The organism is Serratia sp. C2(1) (assembly GCF_036352655.1).
Classification (GTDB): domain Bacteria; phylum Pseudomonadota; class Gammaproteobacteria; order Enterobacterales; family Enterobacteriaceae; genus Serratia; species Serratia inhibens.
This window is the reverse complement of record NZ_JAZFBA010000002.1, coordinates 420,729-444,526: the sequence shown is the minus strand read 5'-3', so window position 1 is coordinate 444,526 and position 23,798 is coordinate 420,729. Positions and strand designations below refer to the sequence as shown.

Sequence of the window (23,798 nt, the reverse complement as noted above, 5' to 3'; positions counted from 1 at the left end):
CAGTGTGAACTGAGCGCCCGTTTTTATTTTCATCATTAAAATTAGAGCAAGGTACCGTAAATCGTCAACAGCGCCACTACCACTACAATAATCATCGTCACCTTACGCGCCAGAGTGACCGCCGCACGTGGAGTTTGCACCGGGTCCCGATGCGGCTCACGCGCCAGAGAGAATTGTGCCAGGCGAGTCAGTACCTGATATTGCGAGGTATGGCGATCGCCCAACGACGCAAACCATGCCGGCAAGGCTTTTTCACCGTGCCCCAGCAGCGCGTAGGCCACGCCTGCCAGGCGCACCGGGATCCAATCCAGCCAGTGCAACAGATGATCGATGCCGGACTGCGAACGCTCCAGCGGGGTATTGTGGCGCGCCAGCCAGGTTTGATAAGCACGCAGGAAAGCATAACCCGCCAGTGCGATTGGCCCGTATGGCCCACACACCACAAACCAAAACAGCGGTGCCAGATAATAACGGAAGTTAATCCACAGCAGCGCATTTTGCAGTTCGCGCAGGCGCAACTCTTCGCTGCAATCCACCGGCAAACCGTGGATCAGCGCCAGCTCCTCCGCCATCTGGTCGCTGGCATGAGCATCTCCCTGCCGTGCAGCCTTAAGGTAGGCACGATAGTGTTTGCGCTTGATACCGGCGCCTACACACAGCAAATCAATAATAATCCACAGCAGCAGCGTCAACACGCCGAAAAACAGCCCGTTAGCCAACCACAGAATGCCCCACACCACCACCATCCAGGCAACGGTCAGCAGCAGCGTCTGCGCCAGCGAAACTCGATGCAGCCGATGGAAGACCACTTCCAGGCGATGATCCAGCTGCCAGTGTTCCCCCAGCTTGAATAAACGTTCCCACGCCAGAACCAGTAACAGCGTAAACAGCGTCATTAGCGACTCCTCTCCCTTTCCATTTTCCCAAGCATAGCGCCATCGGGCTCGCCGGGTTGTTCCAGAGATGCCAGATAAAAACCCCAGTCAAACGCCGGGCCTGGATCGGTTTTGCGGCCAGGGGCAATGTCACTGTGCCCGGTAATGCTCGCCGCCGACATCGGATAATACCTGATTAGCAGCGCGGTCACCGCTTGCAGGCTCTGATATTGCTGTGGCGTGAACGGCAGTTGGTCGGTACCTTCCAGTTCAATGCCAATCGAAAAATCGTTGCAGCGTTCGCGCCCCTGATACTCGGAAACGCCGGCGTGCCAGGCGCGCTTGTCGAACGGCACATACTGAATGATTTCACCCTCGCGACGGATCAGACAATGCGCCGAAACCCGAAGCTGATGGATACCGGAAAAATAAGGGTGTTCTGCGGGATCGAGCGTGCCGGTAAACAGCCGATCGATATAGGGGCCGCCAAACTCGCCGGGCGGCAGGCTGATATTGTGGATCACCAACAGCGAAGGGGCTTCATCATTCGGGCGAAGATCGCAATGCGGCGAAACAACCCGTTTCACCCCCACAATCCAGCCATGTTCTAACTGCATCAGACACCTCTCTGCGGTGGTACTTATCACGGCAACAGAGTAGCATGTTCCCCCTACGATCTTACCGTCCATTTCGGAGTTTTCCATGCCGACACGCCGCTACGATGCCGACAGTCGCCGCACCGAGCTTCTTGAACGAATTGAAAGCGATATCCCCTATGCCGTTGCCCAGGCGCTGCGCGAAGACCTGGGAGGCGAAGTCGATGCCGACCGCGATATTACCGCACAATTGTTACCGGCCGACAAGCAGGCAGAAGCCACCATTATCACCCGTGAACCCGGCGTATTTTGCGGCCGACGCTGGTTGAGCGAGGTCTTCATCCAACTGGGCAACCAGGTGAAGGTGGAATGGCTGGTGGCGGATGGCGATAGCCTGGTGCCTGACCAGCCGCTGTGCAAGCTGAGCGGTCCGGCGCGGGTGCTGCTGACCGGCGAGCGCACCGCGCTGAACTTTGTGCAGACGCTTTCCGGCGTAGCGACCGAAGTCCGCCGTTATGTGGCGCTGTTGCAGGGGACGCAAACCCGCCTGCTGGATACTCGCAAGACGCTGCCAGGGCTGCGCACCGCGCTGAAATATGCGGTGTTGTGCGGCGGCGGCAGCAACCACCGGTTGGGGCTATCCGATGCCTTCCTGATCAAGGAAAACCACATCATCGCCTCCGGTTCGATCAAAAATGCGGTCGAGAAAGCGTTTTGGCTGCATGCCGATGTGCCGGTCGAGGTGGAGGTTGAATCCCTCGAGGAGTTGCAGCAGGCGCTGGACGCCGGCGCCGATATCGTCATGCTGGATAACTTCAGCGTCGAGATGATGCGTGCCGCCGTGGCGCAAACCCAAGGCCGCGCACAGCTGGAAGTCTCCGGCAACGTGACCAGCGAAACCCTGCGCACCTTCGCCGAAACCGGCGTGGACTACATCTCCGTTGGCGCGCTGACCAAACATGTCACCGCGCTCGATCTGTCAATGCGCTTCAAATAATCTCTGCCATTCACACCGCCCTGGCAAACTGGGGCGGTGCTTTTGCGTCAACATTGCGAACCCCGCCGCAACTATTTTCATGCCGCTGCAAACTGAACAACTTGCCATGGAAGCGTGCCGCAGAGCGCTGACTCCCCGCTAGAAGCCCGCCGCCTGAGCCGCTACCGTTACCTCCACATTCACAAGGAGGTAATAACAAATGGAAACACAGCGCGGTTTTACTCTGATCGAACTGATGGTGGTGATCGCCATTATCGCGATATTGAGCGCCATAGGCATACCTGCCTACCAACGCTATATCCAGAAAGCGGCGATGACTGACATGCTGCAAGTCATGACGCCTTACAAGCTGGCCGTGGAGCTGTGCGTGCTTGATGGCGGCGCACCAGCGGGTTGTAATGCCGGCAGTAAAGGCATTCCTGCCGGTGGCACCTCACGTTACGTCAGCGCCGTTAAGGTCAGCCAGGGCGTGATCACACTGACCGGCACGCAAACGCTGCAAGGGCTGACAGTAGCGCTAACCCCCACCCAAAACGCCAGCGGCCTGACGCGCTGGACACGCCAGTGCACCAGCGAGAACGTCAATCTGCAGGAGACCTGCCAGGAAGTCTTCCGCTTTGACGATACGGCGAAGGGGGCGTAGCAATGAGCATCGGTATCAGCGATGAAATTCACGCCCTGTGCCAACGCTACCAAGCACTGGCACTCAGCGAAGACGACGACAGCCTGACCGTGGCTCTGAGCGCTGACGTACCGCAGGGGCTGCTGCCGGCCCTGCGTTTCGCCACCGGCAAACGCATTCATCTTGAGCAGTGGCCTGCGGCCCGGTTGGAGCTGGAACTGAACCGCCGGCAGATGCAGGGCGACCGGCTTGGGCAAAACACGCAGGAGGCCAAACCGGACGCGCCCTCGTTGAATGACGACAACGACGCACCCGTGGTGCAGTTTATCAACCAGACGCTGCGCATCGCCCTGCAACGACGCGCCTCGGACATTCATTTCGAACCTTATCAGCAGACACTGCGTATCCGGCTACGTATCGACGGCGTGTTGCAGGCCGTAGCTTCACCGCCTTTCCCGCTTGCCGCCCCCCTTGTCGCCCGGCTGAAGATCATGGGGCAGTTGGATATCGCCGAGCGCCGCCTGCCGCAGGATGGGCAGCTCAGCGTGCAACTGGATAACGCCGGTTACTCGATGCGCATCGCCACCCTGCCGACGCTGCACGGTGAGAAAGTGGTGCTGAGGATCCTGCAAACCGAACGCCAGGAGCTGCCGTTGGATCAATTGGGTATGAGCCAAACGGCGCTGGCGCAGTATGCTGAGGCTCTGTCTTGTCCGCAGGGCATGATCCTGGTCACTGGCCCGACCGGCAGCGGTAAAACCGTCACGCTGTACAGCGGCCTGCGGCAATTGAATGACGCGCAAAGCAATTTATGCAGCGTCGAGGACCCGATTGAAATCCCGCTGTTCGGTGTTAATCAAACCCAGATAAACCCCAAGACTGAGTTGGATTTTTCTCGCGTATTGCGCGCCTTGCTGCGCCAGGATCCGGACGTCATCATGATCGGTGAGATCCGCGACCGGGAAACGGCGGAAATCGCAGTGAAAGCCGCTCAGACCGGTCATTTGGTCCTCTCGACGCTGCACACCAATTCCACCAGCGAAACCCTGACGCGCCTGACCCATATGGGCATTCCGGGTTATCTGATCGCCGCCTGTCTGAAGCTGGTTATCGCCCAGCGACTGGTACGCAAACTGTGCAGCCACTGTCGTTATCAACAGAACCAGCCAGTGCACTTTCCCGCCGCCATTTGGGCCACTCCCCTGATCCCCTGGCAGGCTGACGGATGCGAGCACTGTTTTAGCGGTTACTATGGCCGTACAGGGGTTTATGAACTGCTGATGATCACACCGGAAGTGCAAGCCGGTCTGTTGCAGGGCGCAGCTCCCGATCGACTGGCCGATATCGCCCGACAACAAGGGCAGATAACGCTACTGCAAGCTGGATTAACGCTGGTTTCTCAAGGCCTCACTTCGCTGGAAGAGGTATATCGCATTGTCGGCTTCTCCGCCGAAAGCGGAGCCGCACCGTGAAAACACAACGCCTTTTCCTTTGGCAAGCCGTCGATCCGCACGGCCAGTTGCGCCTGGGTGAACGGATGAGCGACGAAAAACAACGGGTCAGCCAGTGGCTTATTGAACAGGGATTGCAGCCCTGCCAGATCAATAGCGGGAAACGCATTTCCCCCGCCCACTGGCGTGGCGAACCCATGATCCAATTCACCCGCCAGCTCGCCACCCTGCTGCAAGCCGGGTTACCGCTGGTCAACGGATTACAACTGCTGGCGGAGGAACATCCGTCTGCCGCCTGGCGCTGCCTGCTGCGCGAGATAACCGAACAGGTACGGCAGGGGCAACCCTTCTCCGACGTTATCGCCGGACAACATGCCATTTTCCCGCTCATCTACCGCCAGTTGATCGCCATCGGGGAACTGACCGGCAATCTTGACGCTTGTTGCCTGCAACTGGCCCAACAACAAGAGGCGCAACAAAAACTGCAAAAAAAGGTGATTAAGGCGCTGCGTTACCCGCTGTTTATCTGCGCAGTAGCACTGTTGGTGAGTATTCTGATGCTGGTGATGGTGCTCCCGGAGTTTGCCGGCGTTTACCAGTCGTTCGATGCGCCATTGCCCTGGTTTACCCAGGGGCTATTGAACCTGTCCGCGATCTTGATCCGCAGCGGGCCATGGTTGGCGTTGATAATGGCCGGCGCGGTGCTTTCTTATTTCCGTTGGCTGCACCCACAGCCACAGTGGCGAAGGCGCGAACAGGCGACCCTGTTGCGCTTGCCGCTGATCGCGCAGCTGATCAAGGGTGGCTGCCTGAGCCAAATATTCCGTATCCTGGCCATGACGCAGCAGGCGGGGCTAACGCTGGTTGAGGGGCTGAACGCCGCAGCGCTGTCGGTAGACAGCCTGTTTTACCGCCAGGCGATTGAGACAGTTAGGCAACAGATTGCACAGGGGCATACCTTCTACAGCGCCCTGGGCCAACAGGTGCTCTTTCCCCCATTATGCCAACAGTTGGTGCGGGTGGGCGAAGAGTCCGGCTCGCTTGACACCTTGCTGGGCAAGCTGGCGCTGTGGCATGAGCAGCAAACCTTTGAACTGGCCGATACGCTGGCGCAAACGCTGGAGCCGATATTGATGTTGGTGGTGGGCGCAATAGTCGGGACGCTGGTGATCGCCATGTATCTGCCGATCTTTCAATTGGGGAATGTTTTGGGATAAGCAGAGCGGTCTGGAGCACAGCAAAATATGAACTGTGCCCCAGGAAGTAACTCCCCTACAGGTTACTTAGCGCCAAATACGCGGTTTTCCTGCTCCGCTACGCGGATGAAGGTGGTGCGCTTGGTCAGCTCTTTCAGGCGTTCTGCGCCAACATAGGTGCAGGCGGAGCGCAAGCCACCGAGGATATCACGCACGGTAAACTCAACCTCACCGCGCAGGGGCAACTTGACGGTTTTTCCCTCGGCGGCACGGTATTCGGCAACGCCGCCCACGTGGCGCTTCATCGCCGACTCGGAGCTCATGCCGTAGAACAGCATGAATTTTTCGCCGTTCTCTTCCACTACTGTGCCTTCACATTCGTCATGCCCGGCCAACATACCGCCCAGCATGACAAAATCAGCACCGCCACCAAAGGCTTTGGCCACGTCGCCCGGCACAGAACAGCCTCCATCGCTGACGATTTGACCACCGAGACCGTGTGCCGCATCGGCGCACTCAATCACAGCAGACAACTGCGGATAACCTACACCGGTTTTTACCCGAGTGGTGCAAACCGACCCCGGGCCAATGCCGACTTTTACGATATCGGCGCCGGACAGGATCAGTTCTTCCACCATTTCGCCAGTGACCACGTTACCGGCGCAGATCACATGGTTCGGGCAAGCTTCGCGCGCTTTCTGCAAGAAGGCGACAAAATGCTCCGAGTAACCGTTGGCCACGTCGATGCAGATAAACTTCAGATCCGGTGACAGTGCCAGAATCTGCTTCATCTTCACAAAGTCGGCTTCTGAGGTGCCGGTTGAAACCATAACATGGCGCAGCAACGATGTCGGTACGCGCTGCACGAATGCGGCCCATTGTTCAACGGTGTAGTGTTTGTGTACGGCGGTGAGAACATCGAAGGAAGCCAGGGCTTCTGCCATGCTGAAGGTGCCGACCGTGTCCATGTTGGCGGCAATAATCGGCACACCGGACCAGTTCCAGCCAGAATGTTTGAAGGTAAACTGACGCTCCAGTTCAACCTCAGAACGGCTTTTCAACGTGGAACGCTTTGGGCGAATCAGCACATCTTTAAAGCCTAACTTCAAATCTTCTTCAATACGCATGACTTATGATTTCCTGGTTTTTGGCGACGGATCGCAAGAACGCAATGGCTTGAAAAGCGACGGGGTATACCCTAAATAATTCGAGTTGCAGGAAGGCGACAAGAGTGAGAGTCCCGATGAGCTTACTCACGTAAGTGATTCGGGTGAACACTCGCAGTCAACACACCTGCAACTTGAAGAATGACGGGTATAGATTAATGCCAGTTCCAGTGACGCTATCATACGCGGGAAAAATCACCGGACAAGACTGCGAATTCACCTTTATTTACGTTACAATCCGACAAATTTACCTACGAACATGCGGTGTGATTTATCACTCATTTTCCTGTCCCTGTCGCGTTTTTTATCACCATACAATGCAACCTGCCAGGCTAGCGCTCCCTACCGACTTGCACTTCTGCACGATCGCTTTATGATTCGTCTATTATTTTTTTATGAATATCGGATGCATTTTATACCATGGCCTACATTGTAGCGTTGACAGGGGGTATCGGCAGCGGTAAGTCCACCGTAGCAGACGCCTTTGCCCGCCACGGCGTGGAGATTGTCGACGCTGACGTCATTGCACGGCAGGTGGTCGAACCCGGCACCCCGGCTTTAGCCGCTATCGCCGAACGTTTTGGTAATGAAATGTTGCTGGCTGACGGCACGCTTAACCGTTCCGCACTGCGTCAACGTATATTCAGCAACCCGGATGAAAAACGCTGGCTGAATCAATTGCTGCATCCGCTGATTCATCAGGAAACCCAACGCCGGTTGGCGCAGGTCGCCAGCCCCTACGCGCTGTGGGTAGTGCCGCTGCTGGTGGAAAATAACCTGCAAGCGCGTGCAGATCGCGTGCTGGTAGTCGATGTCGACAGCGAAACGCAATTGGCAAGAACCGTCACTCGCGACGGAATCAACCGCCAACAGGCGCAAAACATCATGTCTGCACAGGCCACGCGTGACCAGCGCCTGGCCGTTGCAGACGACATAATCGATAATAGCGGTACCGCTCAGGGGATAGAGCCATTTGTTGCCGCACTGCATCGCCGCTACCTTGAACTGGCGGTATCAGCGACCCGACAGGATTAAACTGAATGAATGATGTTTTCCCAAGCGTTCTTTTTGAACATCCGTTGAATGAAAAAATGCGCACCTGGCTGCGTATCGAGTTTTTACTGCAACAATTGCATGGCCAGCGGGCATTGAGCGAAACCGCCATTGCGCTGACCTTCTTCCGCACCGTTTCGGACCTGCTGGACGTATTGGAACGCGGCGAAGTGCGCACCGAGCTGCTGAAAGAGCTGGAGCGTCAACAGCAGAAGCTGTTGGCATGGGCCGATGTGCCGGGCGTCGATATGTCCGTGATGGATCAGCTGCGCGGCCAACTGAAGGAACGCGCTGCGGCGCTGATGTCCGCGCCGCGTCTCGGGCAGGCGCTGCGCGAAGATCGGCTGATTAGCCTGGTGCGCCAACGTCTGAGCATCCCCGGCGGTTGCTGCAGCTTTGACTTGCCCACGTTGCACATGTGGATGCATGCGCCGCAGCAAGAGCGAGATACCGACGTCACTGATTGGCTGCTGACCCTGGAGCCGTTGAATCTGGCGCTGACGATGGTGCTGGATCTGATCCGTCAGGCCGGGCCATTCCGCAACCAAATCAGCTTGAACGGCTTCTTCCAGGATAACGCTGAAGGCGCCGATCTGTTGCGTTTGCGCATTAACCTGGCACACCAGCTTTATCCGCAGATTTCCGGCCATAAAACACGTTATGCGATCCGTTTCCTGCCGTTGGACAGCGAGCTTGGCGTAGTGCCGGAACGGTTAACCTTTGAGTTGGCCTGTTGCTAACCCAATGATATAAAACCTTTCACGCGTGGAAGGGAGTAAGGAACAGAAGATGACTACCGTAGTGAAATGCCCAACCTGTGGCAAAGGCGTGGTATGGGGTGAAGTGAGCCCGTTCCGCCCATTTTGCAGCAAACGCTGCCAGTTAATCGATCTCGGCGAATGGGCCGATGAAGAGAAGCGCATTCCCAGTAACAGCGATCTGTCGGAAAGCGAAGAATGGAGTGAAAAGGACGATCTCTGATCGTCCCTGCGGGCCCGGCACCCGCCGGGCCTTTGGTCTTATTGCGCTGCGGTGGCCTGCTGCACCAGCAGTTTGATAATGCTGATATTGGCTTCGGGGAACTCTTCCTCACGCAAATCCGCCTGCTTCACCCAGCGCATGGGCTGGCCTTCCCGGCCAAACGGCTCGCCCTGCCAACTTTCTACCAGATAGAAGTTCAGCGTGACGATGCGGTCGCTAAAGCGGTGTTCCAGCACTTCCAGCAGCGCTGCGCGTTCGGTTTCAATACCGGTTTCTTCGCGTAATTCGCGGCTCAGCGCCTGTTCTGGGGTTTCCCCTTGCTCAATTTTACCGCCGGGAAACTCCCAGAAACCGGCCATATGCGAATCGGCAGCCCGACGGGTGATAAAAATTTCCTGCCGGGCATTGCGAATGATACCGACGGCGATGTTCAGATGCTTCATCGCATCCTCCTGATTGATTCATAAGGGCGCGGGCTTTGGCCCTAAAAAACAGGGGCTCAGCATGCTGAACCCCTGGGTTTGAGTCGTTAAAGGCTACCGGGCTTACTTCTGCAGGCGGCCGTGGCACTGTTTGTATTTTTTACCTGAACCGCACGGGCAAAGATCGTTACGGCCTACCTTGCGCTCCGCGCTTGCAGGCGCATTAGGATCCTCGGTGACCAACGAATTTTCTTCGTAGTGGCTCAACTGTTGCTGTGCCGCCAGGCGCTCCGCTTCTTCACGGCGCTGCAGCTCCATTGCCTCAACCTCTTCCGGCATCCGCACCTGCACTTTGCTCAATACGCTGATCACTTCGTATTTCAGCGATTCCAACATGGTCGCAAACATGTTGAAGGATTCACGCTTGTACTCTTGCTTCGGGTCTTTCTGCGCATAGCCACGCAGGTGGATGCCCTGACGCAGGTAGTCCATTGCCGCCAGATGCTCCTTCCACAGAGAATCCAGCGTCTGCAGCATCACGCCCTTCTCGAAGTTGCGCATCATATCCGTGCCAACCACTTCTTCTTTGCGCAGATACTCTTCCTTGGCCTTTTCCAGAATACGCTCACGCAGCGTTTCCTCGTGCAGATCCGGCTCTTTATCCAGCCATTCGGCGATAGGCATATCCAGGTCGAAATCGTTTTTCAGGCGCTCTTCCAAACCCTGAATATCCCACTCTTCTTCCAGCGACTGCGGCGTAATGTAGCTGTCAATGGTGGTCTTGAAGACGTCTTCGCGGATGCTGGCAATGGTTTCGCTCACGTCGGACACGTCCAGCAGCTCATTACGCTGGCTGTAGATAGCGCGACGCTGATCGCTGGCCACATCATCGTATTCCAGCAGTTGCTTACGAATATCGAAGTTACGGCTTTCCACTTTACGCTGTGCGTTGGCAATCGCCTTGGTGACCCACGGGTGCTCAATGGCCTCACCCTCTTTCATGCCCAGTTTACGCATCATGCCGGAAACGCGATCCGAGGCGAAAATACGCATCAGAGCATCTTCCATCGACAGGTAGAAGCGAGATGAACCGGCGTCACCCTGACGACCGGAACGGCCGCGCAGCTGGTTATCGATACGGCGCGATTCATGGCGCTCGGTACCGATGATGTGCAAACCACCCGCCTTCAATACCGCTTCATGGCGGATTTTCCAGGCTTCTTTAATCGCCGCGATTTGCTCTTCGGTTGGCTCTTCCAACTGGGCAATCTCTGCCTGCCAGCTGCCGCCCAACACGATATCGGTACCACGGCCCGCCATGTTGGTGGCGATAGTCACCGCACCTGTCTGGCCAGCCTGCGCCACGATGTCCGCTTCCATGGCGTGGAATTTGGCGTTCAGTACCTTGTGGTCGATGCCGGCCTTCGCCAGTTCGCGGGAAACGACTTCGGATTTTTCGATCGAGATAGTCCCCACCAGTACCGGCTGGCCGTTGGCGGTACGCTCGCGGATATCTTCAATGATGGCGCCAATCTTCTCCAGCTCGGTCATATAGACCAGATCCGGCATGTCTTTACGCAGCATCGGGCGATTGGTCGGCACCACGATGGTATCCAGCTTGTAGATGGAGCTGAATTCGAACGCTTCGGTGTCGGCAGTACCGGTCATGCCGGCCAGCTTCTCGTACAGACGGAAGTAGTTCTGGAAGGTGATGGAGGCCAGCGTCTGGTTCTCGTTCTGGATTTCTACGCCTTCTTTGGCTTCCACCGCCTGATGCAGACCATCGGACCAACGGCGGCCCTGCATGGTTCGGCCGGTATGTTCGTCAACGATGATCACTTCACCGTCTTTCACGATGTAGTCAACGTCGCGGGTGAACAGCACGTGCGCGCGCAAAGCGGCGGTCACATGGTGCATCAACATGATGTTGGTCGGTGAGTACAGTGACTCGCCTTCTTCCATAATGCCGGCTTCCACCAGCATTTCTTCGATCAGGATCAGGCCGCGTTCGGTCAGGTGCACCTGGCGCGCTTTCTCGTCTACCGAGAAGTGGCCTTCGCCCTGGAAGGAGTCTGAATCCTCTTTTTCCTGACGGATAAGTTTTGGAATCAGCTTGTTAACCTTGATGTACATTTCTGAGCTGTCTTCGGCCGGGCCGGAGATGATCAGCGGAGTACGGGCTTCATCGATCAGGATGGAGTCAACCTCATCCACCAGCGCATAGTGCAGCTTGCGTTGAACGCGCTCTTCCGGGCTGAACGCCATGTTGTCGCGCAGATAGTCGAAACCGTATTCGTTGTTGGTGCCGTAGGTAATATCGGCGGCATAGGCTTCGCGCTTGGCCGGCGCAGGCATGCCCGGCAGGTTGATACCGATGCTCAGGCCAAGGAACTCGAACAGCGGGCGGTTGTTTTCGGCGTCACGCTGTGCCAAATAGTCATTGACGGTCACTACGTGCACACCGCGGCCGCTCAGGGCGTTCAGGTAGGCAGGCAGAGTTGCGGTCAGCGTTTTACCTTCACCGGTACGCATTTCCGCGATGCAGCGATCGTTCAATACCATACCGCCGAGCAGTTGCACGTCGAAATGGCGCATCCCGAATACGCGCTTGCTCGCCTCGCGTACCACGGCGAAAGCTTCCGGGAGCAGATTTTCCAGCACTTCGCCCTTTTCCAGGCGCGCACGGAACTCGTTGGTCTTGGCTTTCAGTTCGTCATCGGACAGCTTTTCCATGTCCGGTTCCATGCGGTTGATAAGTTCAACCGACTTGCGCATGCGACGCAGTGTACGATCGTTACGGCTACCAAAAACTTTGGTCAATAATTTCACTAACATGATGTTTAATATCTCTGTCATGACGGCCAACACAGGCAGTCAACTTGCTGTTATTTTTAGGTTTTTTGTCGCCCAGAGGGCAAAGAATCAGCTTGACGCCATCGGCCCGGCGCGGATGCCCCGCACCTGCGCGAGCCACAAGCCGGTCTGATGCTGCGCAAAAGCGGGCAGCACGGCATGATGGGTATTACGAATGATGGTCGGCGGCTTCGGCTCATGCGTCAGCAGCGCGTTGAGTGTGGAAAGCAGCGCCAGCTGCGCCACCTGCAGCGGAGGTTCAGCGACTTCCACCTCGCTTTCCTGCACCCGTGCGTAAACTGCCTGCGGCGCAAGCGCAAAAGAAAGGTGACGAATGACGGTACGAAGCGCATGCTGGTGCCAATAGTCGACGCTGAAGGTCGGGCGACGGTGCGCTTCTTGCAGCAACGCCAGGCTATTAAAGGCGCCGCTGGCGGAATTTTGCCGGTTCAGGCTGGACGAGGTGCTCGGCAGAGCGGCTTGATCGGAGTTGCCTGACAGATTTGAAGGTACGCCAAGCGTGGCCGCGACCATCCCTAACAGGAGATGGGGCCAGAAATAACGTCTGCCAAATTGTCGCCAACGATTTAGAATACCGATCACGAGTTTATAATCCGCCGGAGCCCATTATGCGCGATAGCCGTCCACAATTATTAGATGTCCTGTTCGACGACGCGTCTGCAGAAGACAAAGGGCCGCTGCATAACGTCCAGCAACGCGCTGTGGCGCTGCTTAAGCTTAACCGTGCAGTGAAAGGCGTATTGCCCGTTCAACTGCATCCCTGGTGCCGCGTCGCGAATTTCCGACAGGGTATTTTAGTGCTAGAAACGGCCAATGCCAGCTGGTTGATGCGCCTGCGCTACGAACAACCGGCTCTATTATCTGCACTACGAGCGCAAATTCTACCATCATTGTCGTCGATCGACATCAGGATTAATCCGGCCTTGATGGCAAAAGGGAGCAACCTTGTGCAGGACGCCGCAAAAACCTTGGGAAATACGCAGACAAAAGTGCCCATGCGGCATCTGAGTCAGGAAAGTGCTGAGGAATTAAGAGGATTGGCGAGCCGGAGTCCGGAAAAACTGCGCAAGGTATTGGAACGACTGGCGTCGTTGGCCGGAGAGAGTGCCAACGCTACCAGTCGTAAGAAGTAATCAGCGGTATCGGCTTATGCCAATACGGTGGACGGGGCTTTGAATGCCAAGGGCATTTCGGCTTCGTCCTGGAAGGTGACGTATTCCCACGCTTCCTGTTTCGCCAGAACGGCTTGCAGCAGCTTATTGTTCAGCGCATGACCAGACTTGTACGCGGTAAACGCGCCAATGATGTTGTGGCCGCACATGAACAGGTCGCCGATGGCGTCCAGCATTTTGTGGCGTACGAATTCGTCTTCAAAGCGCAGGCCGTCTTCGTTCAGAACGCGGTAGTCATCTACCACGATGGCGCAGTCAAAGCTGCCGCCCAGAGCCAAACCACGTGACTGCAAATACTCGATGTCACGCATAAAACCGAAGGTACGCGCACGGCTGATTTGACGCACGAACGAGTCGGCGGAAAAATCCAGGCGGTAGCGTTGCGTGCTGGCGTCGATCGCCGGGTGGTTGAAGTCGATGGTAAAGTCCAGACGGAACCCGTTATGCGGGGACAGTTCTGCCCATTTGTCGCCATCTTCAACACGCACGGTGTCTTTCAGACGCAGGAATTTCTTCGCTGAGTTCAGTTCTTCGATGCCGGCGTCCAGCAACAGATAGACGAACGGACTGGCGCTACCGTCCATGATTGGGATTTCGGCGGCGTCAACTTCAATAATGATGTTGTCGATACCCAGCCCAGCCAGCGCAGCATTCAGATGCTCAACGGTAGAAATACGCACGTCATGCTCATTGACCAGGCAAGTACAGAGCATGGTATCACGCACGGATTTTGCATCAGCCGGAAAATCAACCGGTGGATTCAAGTCAGTGCGACGATAGATGACCCCGGTATTAGCCGACGCTGGGCGCATTGTCAGCGTGACCTTCTTGCCGGTATGCAAACCGACACCAGTCGCCTGAACAATACGTTTTAATGTCCTTTGTTTGATCATCGTTTTATCTCGCAATGTTATCCATCCTACCGACCAAGCATACAGCATGGCCGGCGGGACAGTTTAGCACAAAGAGCGGAGATTCCAAATTCTCAGGATATTCTTAGTCCGCCTGCTTGCGCAGGAAGGCAGGAATATCAAGATAGTCGGGCTCTTTATTAGGCTGCGCAGTCGGATCGTTGACCACCTTGGCGGCTGGTTTCACTTCCTGCGGCAACGGCGACATGCCGTGCTGCTGGTAGCGATGATCCATCACTGGCTGGCTAACCTGTTTATTGGTCACCAGAGTGATTTCAGGACGTTTGTCCATGCCGATACCGGTCGCAACCACGGTCACGCGCAGTTCGTCGTTCATTTCCGGATCCAGCGAAGTCCCGATAACCACGGTAGCGTTGTCGGAAGCGAAAGCACGAATGGTGTTACCCACGGTTTCGAACTCATCCAGACGCAGGTCGAAGCCGGCGGTGATGTTGACCAGAACGCCGCGAGCGCCGGACAGGTCGATGTCTTCCAGCAGTGGGCTGGAGATCGCCATTTCCGCCGCTTCTTCAGCACGGTCTTCACCACAGGCAACGCCGGAACCCATCATCGCGTAGCCCATTTCGGACATCACGGTGCGCACGTCGGCGAAGTCGACGTTCATCAGGCCCGGACGGGTGATCAGCTCGGCGATCCCCTGCACCGCGCCTTTCAGCACGTCGTTGGCCGCGCCGAACGCGTCCAGCAGAGAAATGCCGCGACCCAGAACTTTCAACAGCTTGTCGTTCGGGATAGTGATCAGTGAGTCCACATGCTTGGACAGCTCTGCAATACCCTGCTCAGCGAACGCCATGCGTTTCTTGCCTTCAAAATTGAAAGGCTTGGTAACCACGGCCACTGTCAGAATACCCAGATCTTTAGCAACTTCAGCCACAACAGGTGCTGCACCGGTACCGGTACCGCCGCCCATGCCGGCTGCAATGAAGACCATGTCTGCACCATCGAGCGCGGCGCGCAGAGCTTCACGATCTTCTTCCGCTGAATTGCGACCCACTTCAGGGTTCGCGCCAGCACCCAGACCTTTGGTAATACCGCTACCGATCTGGATGGTTTGGCCAACTGCCGTTTTACGAAGCGCCTGAGCGTCTGTATTAACGGCGAAGAATTCAACACCTTCGATGCGCTCGCGCACCATGTGTTCAACGGCGTTGCCACCGCCACCGCCGACGCCGATGACTTTAATCACCGCGTCATTGGTTAGTTCCATTGGTTCAAACATAGTTTCTCTCCGTTTTGTGCCTGTCGCTGCGAGATCATAAAAAGATTACTCAGCATGATCTCTTTGTTGAAACATTAAAACTCTTTTCTCAGCCAGCTATTGATACGTTTAAACCAATTGCCCACCGAGGCGCGTTTTTCTACTTCTGCCTCACCACTCAGGTGAGACTCTTTTCCATAGTGCAGCAGACCTACCGCCGTAGAGTAGTAAGGCTCCTGCGCATAATCCGTCAGACCCGTGATGTTCAAGGGTTGGCCGATGCGTACCTGGGTGTGGAACACCCGTTGCGCACAAGCTGCCAGGCCATCAATTTGGGCGGCGCCACCGGTCAGCACAATGCCCGCTGCCAGATGATGCTTCACCCCTTGCTGACGCAGTTGCTCCTGCAATTGCAAAATTTCATCGTTAACCAGATTCAACAGTTCGGTGTAGCGTGGCTCAATCACTTCAGCCAGTGTCTGTCTTTGCAGACTACGAGGAGGACGTCCCCCAACGCTTGGCACCTCTACACTTTCATCCTTGCTAACAATCGACCCAAGCGCACAGCCGTGTCGAACTTTGATCGCTTCCGCGTCTGTCGGCGGCGTGCCGAAGGCGTAAGCGATATCGCTGGTGACCACGTTCCCGGCGTAAGGGATCACTTTGGTGTGGCGCAGCGCACCGCCGGTGTACACCGCCATATCCATGGTGCCGCCGCCGATATCCACCACACAAACGCCAAGTTCGCGCTCATCCTCGGTCAGTACCGCATAGCTGGCGGCCAGACCGGCGAAAATAAGTTGGTCAACTTTCAGACCACAGCGTTCTACCGCTTTGACAATATTCTTTGCCATATCGTTATGGCAGGTAATCAGGTGCACCTTGGCCTGCATGCGCACGCCGGACAACCCAACCGGGTTCTTGATGCCTTCCTGATAGTCGATGGCGTATTCCTGAGGGATAACGTGCAGGATGCGGTGTTCGTCACGTACGCGTACCGATTTAGCGGTATGCACCACGTTCTCCACATCTTCCTGCGTCACTTCCTCTTCGGAAATAGGAACCATCCCTATCTCGTTTTGACAGCTGATGTGTTTGCCCGATAATGCCAGGTAAACCGAAGAAATCTGGCAATCCGCCATCAGCTCGGCCTGATCGATAGCACGCTGTACGCATTTGACTACCGACTCCAGGTCGTTAACGCCACCCTTATCCATACCGCGAGACGGGCAACTGCCCACCCCGATAATGTTGACCATGCCATCGGGCAGAACTTCCCCTACCAATGCGGAGACTTTTGCAGTACCGATCTCCAGTCCAACTACCAGTTTTCTGTCCGTCGACTTGATCATTGTTGTTTTGCCTGTGCCTGATTCTGTTGCTGATTACTGTTCTGCTGACCGCCTACCGCCTGCGGGTCGATCAATATCGGCGTCCAACCTACCGAGGCGCCGGACTCGTAGCGCAAATCGACATAGTTGACGCGCTTGCTTTCTGCCTGCCCCTGCTGCAGCAATACCGGATAGAGCTCGATAAACCGCTGCAGGCGTCCGGTACGATCGTCGCGTCCCAGCTCCAGCCGAACATCATTATCCAAAGCCAGCTGCCAGGAATGGCGGGCGCTCATGGCCGCCATTTTCAGCGTAAATTTGCTGGCCGCTAACATGTTGCTCATGGCCTGATAACCTTCCAGAACATCCTGTTCGCTCCCTTCCGGGCCATAGAGCAACGGCAATTTTTGTTTGCCGATTCGTTCTGCCGGTACGCTGAAGGATTTGCCTTCGGCGTCCACCATATGTAAATCATTCCAGCGCGCCACCGGGACATACTCGACCAGGTGGATCTTCAGCTCGTCCGGCCACTGCTTGCGCACGCTGGCCTGCTTGATCCACGGCAGGCGTTCAATCTGCTGCTGGATGACATCGACATCCTGCGTCATGAACGTGCCCGGTGCTCCCAGCGCCAGAATCGCCTGGCGAATATCATCGTTAGTGGTGTAATGGCGCTCGCCGGTAACCACCAACCGTGAGAGCGGCAGCCGACTGGCGTCTTTCATCCAGCCAATGACCATCCAGCCACTCCACAGGACCGTTCCCAGCACCATCAGCAGGAAAACCATTCCCGCCAATTGGGTTCCATTGCTGCGGCGCGGGTTGTTATCCACCTCGCGTTCACGCGCATTCAGGGCAGCTTGCGACATATCAGTCGGCCAACTCCAAAATTCTCGCTACCAGCTGCGAGAAGCTTAAACCAGACTGGCGCGCTGCCATCGGCACCAGGCTATGACTGGTCATGCCCGGCGAGGTATTCACCTCAAGCAGATAGAAGCTGCCATCGCTATCCTGCATCACATCCACGCGGCCCCACCCGCTGCAGTCCAGCCCACGGTAGGCACGTAAGGCCAATGCGGCCATTTCGGCCTCTTGTTCAGCGCTCAGGCCACTTGGACAGAAATACTGGGTATCGTCCGAAATGTACTTGGCTTGGTAGTCGTAAAATACGCCGGCCGGCTGAATGCGAATAGAAGGCAGCACCTGGTCGCCCAGCATGGCTACGGTGTATTCAGGGCCGCTCAGCCACTTCTCCACCAGCACGTCGTCGTCATGTCGGAAACCTTCTTCCAACGCGGCCTCAAGGGCATCGCGTTCGGTTACCTTGCTCATGCCAACGCTGGAGCCTTCGCGGCTCGGCTTGACGATCAGCGGCAGGCCCAGAGCCTCCACGCGAGCAATCAGGCTCTGTTTCTCTGCGCCGGCATATTGCCGGCGGTTCAGCGCCACATAAGGTGCGACCGGCAGCCCCATCGACTGCCACACCATCTTGGTGCGCCACTTGTCCATGGTCAGCGCCGACGCCATCACGCCGCTGCCGGTATAAGGCAGTTCAAGGAATTCCAACATCCCCTGCAGGGTGCCATCCTCGCCGCCGCGCCCGTGCAGCGCGATAAACACTTTGGTAAAACCATGTTCTTTAAGCTGGGTTACCGGGAAATCGCGGATATCGATGCCGTGGGCGTCGATACCGGCTTCCCGCAGCCCTGCCAGCACGGCAGCGCCCGATTGCAATGACACTTCACGTTCGGCGGAGGTGCCACCCAGCAGTACGGCAACTTTATCAGCCATGATGTTCCTCCTCTTTTTTCTGTGGCTGCAGCTTCAGCTCAGCCAGTTTACGGGCGATTTTGCCCACGTTGCCGGCGCCTTGCACCAGCACCAGATCGTCGGCTTGCAGCAGTTGCGCCAAAGTTTCCGGTACGATGTCCGCATCGGAAACCAGGATCGGATCCAGCTTGCCGCGGCTGCGTATGGTGCGGCACAGCGAGCGGCTGTCCGCCCCCGGAATTGCCGCTTCCCCCGCGGAGTACACATCGAGCATCAGCAGCACATCGACCTGTGACAGCACGTTGGCGAAGTCGTCGTAGAGATCGCGGGTACGCGTGTAACGATGCGGCTGGAAAATCATCACCAGACGTTTTTCCGGCCAGCCGGCGCGTGCGGCTTTCAGCGTGACGTCGACTTCGGTCGGATGGTGGCCATAGTCGTCGACCAGCATCGCGGTGCCGCTTTTGCCGTTCACCGGCTCCAGCGGGAACTCGCCCAGGAAATCAAAGCGGCGACCGGTGCCCTGGAAGCCTGCCAGCGCGCGCAGGATATCCTCGTCGTCAATGCCCTCTTCTGTCGCCACCGCCACTGCCGCCGCTGCATTCAACGCGTTGTGGCGGCCCGGAGCGTTCAGGGTCACCGTCATCAAGGGTTTATCCTGGCGGCTCAGAGTAAAGTGGCCCTGCGGCCCAACCTGGCGATAGCTCTCAATGCGCACATCGGCATCTTCGTTGAAGCCGTAGGTAGTGATATGGCGGCCCACGCGTGGCAGCAGTTCGCGCACCACCGGGTCATCAACACACATCACCGCACGGCCGTAGAACGGCAGGTTGTGCAAAAAGTTGATAAACGTCTGCTTCAGATTCTCGAAGTCGCCCTGATAGGTATCCATATGGTCGGGTTCGATATTGGTGACAATCGCCACCATCGGTTGCAAATGCAGGAACGACGCATCGCTCTCATCCGCTTCCGCGATCAGGTAACGGCTGGACCCCAGACGCGCATGGGTCCCGGCCGCTTTCACCAGCCCGCCATTGACAAAGGTCGGGTCCAGACCGGCTTCGGCGTAAATGCTCGACACCATCGCCGTGGTCGTGGTCTTGCCGTGCGTGCCGGCGACGGCAATGCCGTGACGGAAACGCATCAGTTCGGCCAGCATCTCCGCACGGCGGATAACCGGGATACGCGCTTCACGGGCGGCGACAATCTCCGGGTTGTCGGCGGAAATCGCGGTGGAGACCACCACGACGCTCGCATCCTGCACGTTTTCCGGGCGGTGATGGAAATAAATCGTCGCCCCGAGCGCGCTCAACTGTTGGGTTACCGGGTTAGGCGCCAGGTCGGAGCCGCTGATCTGATAACCTTCGTTAGCCAACACTTCGGCGATACCACCCATGCCGGCGCCACCGATGCCGACAAAGTGAATGTGCCGGACGCGTCGCATCTCGGGCACGATAGTACGTAGTTTCGCCAGTTGTTGTGTATTCATCACTCTCTCTAATCCGGGTCCGGCATGCCGGGCCCCTACATGACATTTCTTTGATTCAGGCCCGGCGTACCGAACCCCTGCATTATTTATTTGGCAACCCGCACCAGCTCAGCCGCCACACGCTCGGTGGCGTCCGGAATCGCCACGGCACGCGCTTTTTCTGCCATCGCCAGCAACTGCGGGCGATCCCAACCTGCCAGTAACTCAGCCACCGCATCAGCATTGAACTGCGGCTGTTCGATGATCTTCGCCGCGCCGGCTTCTTCCAGCGGGCGGGCATTCCAGTACTGCTGCCGGTCTTTATGTTGGAACGGCACAAATATCGCCGGCAGGCCAGCGGCAGCGATCTCGCTGACGGTCAGCGCGCCGGAGCGGCAAACCACTACGTCAGCCCAGGCGTAAGCTGCGGCCATGTCATCGATAAACTCGGTCACCTTATGCTGCGTCTGCCCTACCCTCTCGTAGTCGCGCAGCACGTTTTCCAGTGCACCTTTGCCTACCTGATGCCAGAGCGTAATTCTATCGCCCAATCTCGCCGCGACTTCAGGAACTGTCTGATTCAGCACTCGCGCGCCCTGACTTCCGCCAATCACCAGCACGCGGATGGGCCCTTCACGTCCGGTCAGTCGTTCTGCCGGCAGCGGCAGCGCCAGTACGTCGGTACGTACCGGGTTGCCCACGACGTCCGCGTTCGGGAACGCGCCAGGGAACGCCTGCAATACTTTTTTGGCGATGCGCGCCAACCAGCGGTTGGTCAGCCCGGCAATGCCGTTTTGTTCATGCAGCACCACCGGGATACCGCACAACCACGCCGCCAAACCGCCAGGGCCGGAAACGTAGCCGCCCATGCCGAGCACCACATCCGGCTGGTAGCTGCGCATAATCGCCTTCGCCTGGCGTACCGCATGCCAGATACGCAACGGCGCGCTCAGCTGTGCTTTCAGTCCTTTGCCGCGCAAGCCGGAAATACGGATGAAATCAATCTCGATCCCGTGCTTTGGCACCAGATCGGCTTCCATTCGGTCTGCGGTTCCGAGCCAGCGCACCTGCCAGCCCTGCGCCATCAGATGATGCGCGACCGCCAGTCCCGGGAACACGTGTCCGCCGGTACCGCCTGCCATCACCATTAAACGCTTAGGTTTCCCGCTCATCCCTTACCTCTTCACAAACGCCTGGGCTTTGGCCAGACGCGTTTCATAATCAATACGCAGTAACAGCACGATCGCCGTCGACATAATCAACAGGCTCGAACCGCCGTAACTTATCAGCGGCAGCGTCAGCCCTTTGGTTGGCAGCATGCCGGCTGCGGCGCCGACGTTGACCAGTGCCTGGAAGCTGAACCAGACGCCGATCGAGCAGGCCAAAAAGCCGGAAAAGCGCTGATCGATCTCCAGCGCGCGGCGGCCAATCGACATAGCGCGAAAAGCGACGAAGAATACCATTAACAATGCGAAAACCACACCGATATAGCCGAGTTCTTCGCCCAAAATCGAGAAGATAAAGTCGGTGTGCGCTTCAGGCAAATACTCGAGTTTCTGTACCGAGTTACCCAGCCCCTGCCCCCAAAATTCACCGCGGCCAAAGGCCATCAGCGACTGGGTCAACTGGTAGCCGCTGCCGAACGGATCGGCCCACGGGTTCCAGAACGACGTCACGCGGCGCATACGGTAAGGTTCGGCAATGATCAAGAGCACCACCGCGAAGGCACCGGAGCCGATAATCGCCAGGAACTGCCACATTTTAGCGCCGGCCAGGAACAGCATTGCCAGAGTTGTGATAAACAACACCACCACGGTACCGAGGTCCGGCTGCGCCAGCAGCAGTACCGCCAGCACTACCATTACGCCCATCGGCTTGCAGAAGCCCCAAAAGTTGGTACGCACTTCTTCTACCTTGCGCACCAGGTAGCTCGCCAGATAGCAAAACAGCGACAGCTTGGACAGCTCCGCCGGCTGAATACGCAACGGGCCCAGCGCGATCCAGCGTGATGCGCCGTTTACCGAGCTGCCGACCACCAGTACGATCAGCAACATCACAATCGACAACAGCAGCATCACATTGCTGTAGCGCTGCCAAACTTCCATCGGGATGCGCAGCGTCACCATCGACAGGCCAAAGGCCAGCCCGAGATACAGCGCATCACGCTTGGCAAACAGGAAAGGATCGTCCGCCAGGCGCTGGCCAATCGGCATTGACGCCGAGGTCACCATAACAAAACCGATAATGGCCAACCCGAAGGTCAGCCATAGCAGGGTACGGTCGTACAGCACCATATTCACGGAATCGTTCTCACGCGATCCCATCACCCAGTCTTTCAGTCTTTCGGTCAACCCGAACGTCGGCACCCGTAGTTTCATCCGCCAAGCTCCTGTGCCAGGCGGGCAAACTCGTCGCCACGCACTTCAAAATTACGGAACTGGTCCAGGCTGGCGCACGCCGGTGACAGCAGCACCATATCGCCTGGCTGCACCCGGCCGGCGATCGTTTGCATCGCCTGTTCCATCGTGTCGGTCAGCGTAGCGATTTCCGGCCGCAGCTCTGCCAGTTGTTCGCCATCGCGGCCGAAGCAATACAGGCGGACATTATCGCCCTGCAGATAGCGCCCCAACGGGGAGAAATCGGCAGACTTGCCGTCACCGCCCAGCAGCAGGTGCAAGGTGCCGTCCACCTGCAAGCCATTCAACGCCGCTTCGGTGCTGCCGACATTGGTGGCTTTCGAATCGTTAATCCAACGTACGCCGTTATGTTCCCAGGCCAGTTGGAAACGGTGCGCCAACCCGGTAAAGGTGGTGAGCGCTTTCAGGCTGGAGGCGCGCGGGATATTCACCGCATCGGCCAACGCCAGTGCCGCCAGCGCATTGGTGTAGTTGTGACGGCCAGTCAGCTTCATCTCGCGGGTATTCAGGATTTTCTCACCGCGCACGCGCAGCCAGGTTTCGCCCTGTTGACGATTGAGGTGGTAGTCGCCCACGTCGGCACCGAAGCTGATGCAGCGTTGGTCTGCGCCGCGCACCGGCATGGTCAGCGCGTCATCCGCGTTAACCACGCACAGGTTGGCATTTTCATAGACCCGCAGTTTGGCGGCGCGATACTGCTGCAGGCCAAACGGATAGCGGTCCATATGATCTTCCGTCACGTTCAGGATGGTCGCCGCAGCCGCTTTCAGGCTGAAGGTGGTTTCCAGTTGGAAACTTGACAGTTCCAGCACATACAGTTGGCATTCCTGGCGCAGCAGGCTCAACGCAGGCAGGCCAATGTTACCGCCCACGCCCACCGCCCAACCGGCCGCTTTCGCCATCTCGCCCACCAGAGTGGTGACGGTGCTTTTACCGTTAGAACCGGTAATCGCTACGATCGGTGCCTGGGCTTCGCGGCAGAACAGTTCGACGTCGCCGACGATCTCCACACCTGCATCCGCTGCAGCGCTCAACGCCGGGTGAGCCAGCGCCATGCCCGGGCTGGCAACGATCAAATCCGCCGCCAGTAACCAGTCCAGATTCAAATCGCCCAAATGCCGTTCAACGCTTTCAGGCAGCTTGTCCAGCCCCGGCGGCGAAATGCGGGTATCCATAACGCGCGGCGTTACGCCACGCGCCATAAAGAAATCAACACAGGACAGGCCGGTGAGGCCTAACCCGATGATGACCACTTTTTTACCCTGATAATCCGCCAT

General features: G+C 57.3%; 23 protein-coding genes. 8 read left to right on the top strand and 15 right to left on the bottom strand.

The genetic code is table 11. The features are described from left to right. Positions 1-41 precede the first annotated feature (41 nt). Both ampE and ampD read right to left on the bottom strand, forming a co-directional pair. Positions 42-896, bottom strand: a complete 855-nt coding sequence (gene ampE / locus V2S86_RS17620; protein WP_330763491.1) for a beta-lactamase regulator AmpE — start codon at positions 894-896, stop codon at positions 42-44. Beyond that, entirely contained in the window at positions 896-1,492 is a 597-nt protein-coding gene (ampD, locus tag V2S86_RS17615; protein WP_330763490.1) for a 1,6-anhydro-N-acetylmuramyl-L-alanine amidase AmpD, read from the bottom strand. The genes ampE and ampD overlap by 1 nt, the downstream gene beginning before the upstream one ends. Before the next feature lie 85 nt (positions 1,493-1,577). On the opposite strand from ampD, the gene nadC reads away from it, so the two are divergent. From nadC to hofC, 4 genes are all read left to right on the top strand, one after another. Further along, positions 1,578-2,468 carry a carboxylating nicotinate-nucleotide diphosphorylase gene (nadC, locus tag V2S86_RS17610; protein WP_330763489.1) on the top strand — a complete coding sequence of 297 codons (891 nt, stop codon included), beginning with the start codon at positions 1,578-1,580 and terminating at the stop codon, positions 2,466-2,468. Positions 2,469-2,667: 199 nt separating this feature from the next. Further along, complete coding sequence (gene ppdD, locus V2S86_RS17605; protein ID WP_330763488.1) at positions 2,668-3,111, top strand: prepilin peptidase-dependent pilin; 444 nt, start codon at positions 2,668-2,670, stop codon at positions 3,109-3,111. Positions 3,112-3,113: 2 nt separating this feature from the next. Then, the gene (gene gspE, locus V2S86_RS17600; protein WP_330763487.1) at positions 3,114-4,562 is read left to right on the top strand and encodes a type II secretion system protein GspE; all 1,449 of its coding nucleotides are present in this window, start codon (positions 3,114-3,116) and stop codon (positions 4,560-4,562) included. Continuing rightward, positions 4,559-5,758: a protein transport protein HofC gene (gene hofC / locus V2S86_RS17595; RefSeq protein ID WP_330763486.1), complete on the top strand. Its 1,200-nt coding sequence runs from the start codon at positions 4,559-4,561 to the stop codon at positions 5,756-5,758. The genes gspE and hofC overlap by 4 nt, the downstream gene beginning before the upstream one ends. A gap of 62 nt (positions 5,759-5,820) precedes the next feature. Here the strand turns inward: hofC and V2S86_RS17590 are convergent, their stop codons facing one another. Further along, positions 5,821-6,864, bottom strand: coding sequence for a GMP reductase (locus V2S86_RS17590; protein ID WP_330763485.1), 1,044 nt, complete (start codon positions 6,862-6,864; stop codon positions 5,821-5,823). 459 nt (positions 6,865-7,323) lie between these two features. Between V2S86_RS17590 and coaE the strand changes: the two genes are divergently transcribed. Genes coaE through yacG form a run of 3 tightly spaced genes read left to right on the top strand, consistent with a single transcriptional unit; the run spans position 7,324 to position 8,937 of the window. Further along, positions 7,324-7,938 carry a dephospho-CoA kinase gene (gene coaE / locus V2S86_RS17585; RefSeq protein WP_330763484.1) on the top strand — a complete coding sequence of 205 codons (615 nt, stop codon included), beginning with the start codon at positions 7,324-7,326 and terminating at the stop codon, positions 7,936-7,938. 5 nt (positions 7,939-7,943) lie between these two features. Next, complete coding sequence (gene zapD / locus V2S86_RS17580; RefSeq protein WP_330763483.1) at positions 7,944-8,696, top strand: cell division protein ZapD; 753 nt, start codon at positions 7,944-7,946, stop codon at positions 8,694-8,696. A gap of 49 nt (positions 8,697-8,745) precedes the next feature. Further along, the gene (yacG, locus tag V2S86_RS17575; protein WP_004950159.1) at positions 8,746-8,937 is read left to right on the top strand and encodes a DNA gyrase inhibitor YacG; all 192 of its coding nucleotides are present in this window, start codon (positions 8,746-8,748) and stop codon (positions 8,935-8,937) included. A gap of 38 nt (positions 8,938-8,975) precedes the next feature. Here yacG and mutT read toward each other — a convergent pair whose 3' ends face one another. From mutT to secM, 3 genes are all read right to left on the bottom strand, one after another. Then, positions 8,976-9,380 carry an 8-oxo-dGTP diphosphatase MutT gene (mutT, locus tag V2S86_RS17570; protein WP_330763482.1) on the bottom strand — a complete coding sequence of 135 codons (405 nt, stop codon included), beginning with the start codon at positions 9,378-9,380 and terminating at the stop codon, positions 8,976-8,978. A gap of 102 nt (positions 9,381-9,482) precedes the next feature. Next, the gene (gene secA / locus V2S86_RS17565) at positions 9,483-12,194 is read right to left on the bottom strand and encodes a preprotein translocase subunit SecA (RefSeq protein WP_330763481.1); all 2,712 of its coding nucleotides are present in this window, start codon (positions 12,192-12,194) and stop codon (positions 9,483-9,485) included. 87 nt (positions 12,195-12,281) lie between these two features. Beyond that, positions 12,282-12,815, bottom strand: a complete 534-nt coding sequence (gene secM / locus V2S86_RS17560; protein ID WP_330763480.1) for a secA translation cis-regulator SecM — start codon at positions 12,813-12,815, stop codon at positions 12,282-12,284. Positions 12,816-12,841: 26 nt separating this feature from the next. Between secM and V2S86_RS17555 the strand changes: the two genes are divergently transcribed. Beyond that, a complete protein-coding gene (locus tag V2S86_RS17555) occupies positions 12,842-13,366 on the top strand; it encodes a DUF721 domain-containing protein (RefSeq protein ID WP_006317619.1) in 525 nt (174 codons plus the stop codon). 14 nt (positions 13,367-13,380) lie between these two features. On the opposite strand, the gene lpxC is transcribed toward V2S86_RS17555, so the two are convergent. From lpxC to murD, 9 genes are all read right to left on the bottom strand, one after another. Then, positions 13,381-14,298, bottom strand: a complete 918-nt coding sequence (gene lpxC, locus V2S86_RS17550) for a UDP-3-O-acyl-N-acetylglucosamine deacetylase (RefSeq protein ID WP_006317618.1) — start codon at positions 14,296-14,298, stop codon at positions 13,381-13,383. A gap of 103 nt (positions 14,299-14,401) precedes the next feature. Further along, the gene (ftsZ, locus tag V2S86_RS17545; RefSeq protein ID WP_006317617.1) at positions 14,402-15,556 is read right to left on the bottom strand and encodes a cell division protein FtsZ; all 1,155 of its coding nucleotides are present in this window, start codon (positions 15,554-15,556) and stop codon (positions 14,402-14,404) included. Between the two features lie 74 nt (positions 15,557-15,630). Next, complete coding sequence (gene ftsA, locus V2S86_RS17540; protein WP_004950148.1) at positions 15,631-16,887, bottom strand: cell division protein FtsA; 1,257 nt, start codon at positions 16,885-16,887, stop codon at positions 15,631-15,633. Beyond that, positions 16,884-17,735 (bottom strand): cell division protein FtsQ, encoded by an 852-nt coding sequence (ftsQ, locus tag V2S86_RS17535; protein ID WP_330763479.1) that lies wholly within the window; start codon positions 17,733-17,735, stop codon positions 16,884-16,886. The genes ftsA and ftsQ overlap by 4 nt, the downstream gene beginning before the upstream one ends. 1 nt (position 17,736) lies before the next feature. Further along, a complete protein-coding gene (locus tag V2S86_RS17530; RefSeq protein ID WP_330763478.1) occupies positions 17,737-18,657 on the bottom strand; it encodes a D-alanine--D-alanine ligase in 921 nt (306 codons plus the stop codon). Further along, on the bottom strand, positions 18,650-20,125 hold the full coding sequence (gene murC, locus V2S86_RS17525; RefSeq protein ID WP_330763477.1) for a UDP-N-acetylmuramate--L-alanine ligase: 1,476 nt from the start codon (positions 20,123-20,125) through the stop codon (positions 18,650-18,652). Before murC ends, V2S86_RS17530 begins: the two co-directional genes overlap by 8 nt. Positions 20,126-20,211: 86 nt before the next feature. Next, a complete protein-coding gene (gene murG / locus V2S86_RS17520; protein WP_119805375.1) occupies positions 20,212-21,276 on the bottom strand; it encodes an undecaprenyldiphospho-muramoylpentapeptide beta-N-acetylglucosaminyltransferase in 1,065 nt (354 codons plus the stop codon). A 3-nt stretch (positions 21,277-21,279) separates the two neighbouring features. Continuing rightward, positions 21,280-22,482, bottom strand: coding sequence for a cell division protein FtsW (gene ftsW, locus V2S86_RS17515; protein ID WP_006317607.1), 1,203 nt, complete (start codon positions 22,480-22,482; stop codon positions 21,280-21,282). Then, positions 22,479-23,798, bottom strand: a complete 1,320-nt coding sequence (gene murD, locus V2S86_RS17510; RefSeq protein WP_330763476.1) for a UDP-N-acetylmuramoyl-L-alanine--D-glutamate ligase — start codon at positions 23,796-23,798, stop codon at positions 22,479-22,481. Before murD ends, ftsW begins: the two co-directional genes overlap by 4 nt.

Excerpts from the sequence above, each read along its gene's own strand:
- ampE (WP_330763491.1), bottom strand. The coding sequence starts at position 896 with ATGACGCTGTTTACGCTGTTACTGGTTCTGGCGTGGGAACGTTTATTC.
- lpxC (WP_006317618.1), bottom strand. The coding sequence starts at position 14,298 with ATGATCAAACAAAGGACATTAAAACGTATTGTTCAGGCGACTGGTGTC.
- gspE (WP_330763487.1), top strand. The coding sequence starts at position 3,114 with ATGAGCATCGGTATCAGCGATGAAATTCACGCCCTGTGCCAACGCTAC.
- murG (WP_119805375.1), bottom strand. The coding sequence starts at position 21,276 with ATGAGCGGGAAACCTAAGCGTTTAATGGTGATGGCAGGCGGTACCGGC.
- V2S86_RS17590 (WP_330763485.1), bottom strand. The coding sequence starts at position 6,864 with ATGCGTATTGAAGAAGATTTGAAGTTAGGCTTTAAAGATGTGCTGATT.
- yacG (WP_004950159.1), top strand. The coding sequence starts at position 8,746 with ATGACTACCGTAGTGAAATGCCCAACCTGTGGCAAAGGCGTGGTATGG.
- ftsQ (WP_330763479.1), bottom strand. The coding sequence starts at position 17,735 with ATGTCGCAAGCTGCCCTGAATGCGCGTGAACGCGAGGTGGATAACAAC.
- nadC (WP_330763489.1), top strand. The coding sequence starts at position 1,578 with ATGCCGACACGCCGCTACGATGCCGACAGTCGCCGCACCGAGCTTCTT.
- secA (WP_330763481.1), bottom strand. The coding sequence starts at position 12,194 with ATGTTAGTGAAATTATTGACCAAAGTTTTTGGTAGCCGTAACGATCGT.
- ftsW (WP_006317607.1), bottom strand. The coding sequence starts at position 22,482 with ATGAAACTACGGGTGCCGACGTTCGGGTTGACCGAAAGACTGAAAGAC.
- ftsA (WP_004950148.1), bottom strand. The coding sequence starts at position 16,887 with ATGATCAAGTCGACGGACAGAAAACTGGTAGTTGGACTGGAGATCGGT.
- zapD (WP_330763483.1), top strand. The coding sequence starts at position 7,944 with ATGAATGATGTTTTCCCAAGCGTTCTTTTTGAACATCCGTTGAATGAA.
- murC (WP_330763477.1), bottom strand. The coding sequence starts at position 20,125 with ATGAATACACAACAACTGGCGAAACTACGTACTATCGTGCCCGAGATG.
- murD (WP_330763476.1), bottom strand. The coding sequence starts at position 23,798 with ATGGCGGATTATCAGGGTAAAAAAGTGGTCATCATCGGGTTAGGCCTC.
- ppdD (WP_330763488.1), top strand. The coding sequence starts at position 2,668 with ATGGAAACACAGCGCGGTTTTACTCTGATCGAACTGATGGTGGTGATC.
- mutT (WP_330763482.1), bottom strand. The coding sequence starts at position 9,380 with ATGAAGCATCTGAACATCGCCGTCGGTATCATTCGCAATGCCCGGCAG.
- ampD (WP_330763490.1), bottom strand. The coding sequence starts at position 1,492 with ATGCAGTTAGAACATGGCTGGATTGTGGGGGTGAAACGGGTTGTTTCG.
- ftsZ (WP_006317617.1), bottom strand. The coding sequence starts at position 15,556 with ATGTTTGAACCAATGGAACTAACCAATGACGCGGTGATTAAAGTCATC.
- V2S86_RS17530 (WP_330763478.1), bottom strand. The coding sequence starts at position 18,657 with ATGGCTGATAAAGTTGCCGTACTGCTGGGTGGCACCTCCGCCGAACGT.
- coaE (WP_330763484.1), top strand. The coding sequence starts at position 7,324 with ATGGCCTACATTGTAGCGTTGACAGGGGGTATCGGCAGCGGTAAGTCC.
- V2S86_RS17555 (WP_006317619.1), top strand. The coding sequence starts at position 12,842 with ATGCGCGATAGCCGTCCACAATTATTAGATGTCCTGTTCGACGACGCG.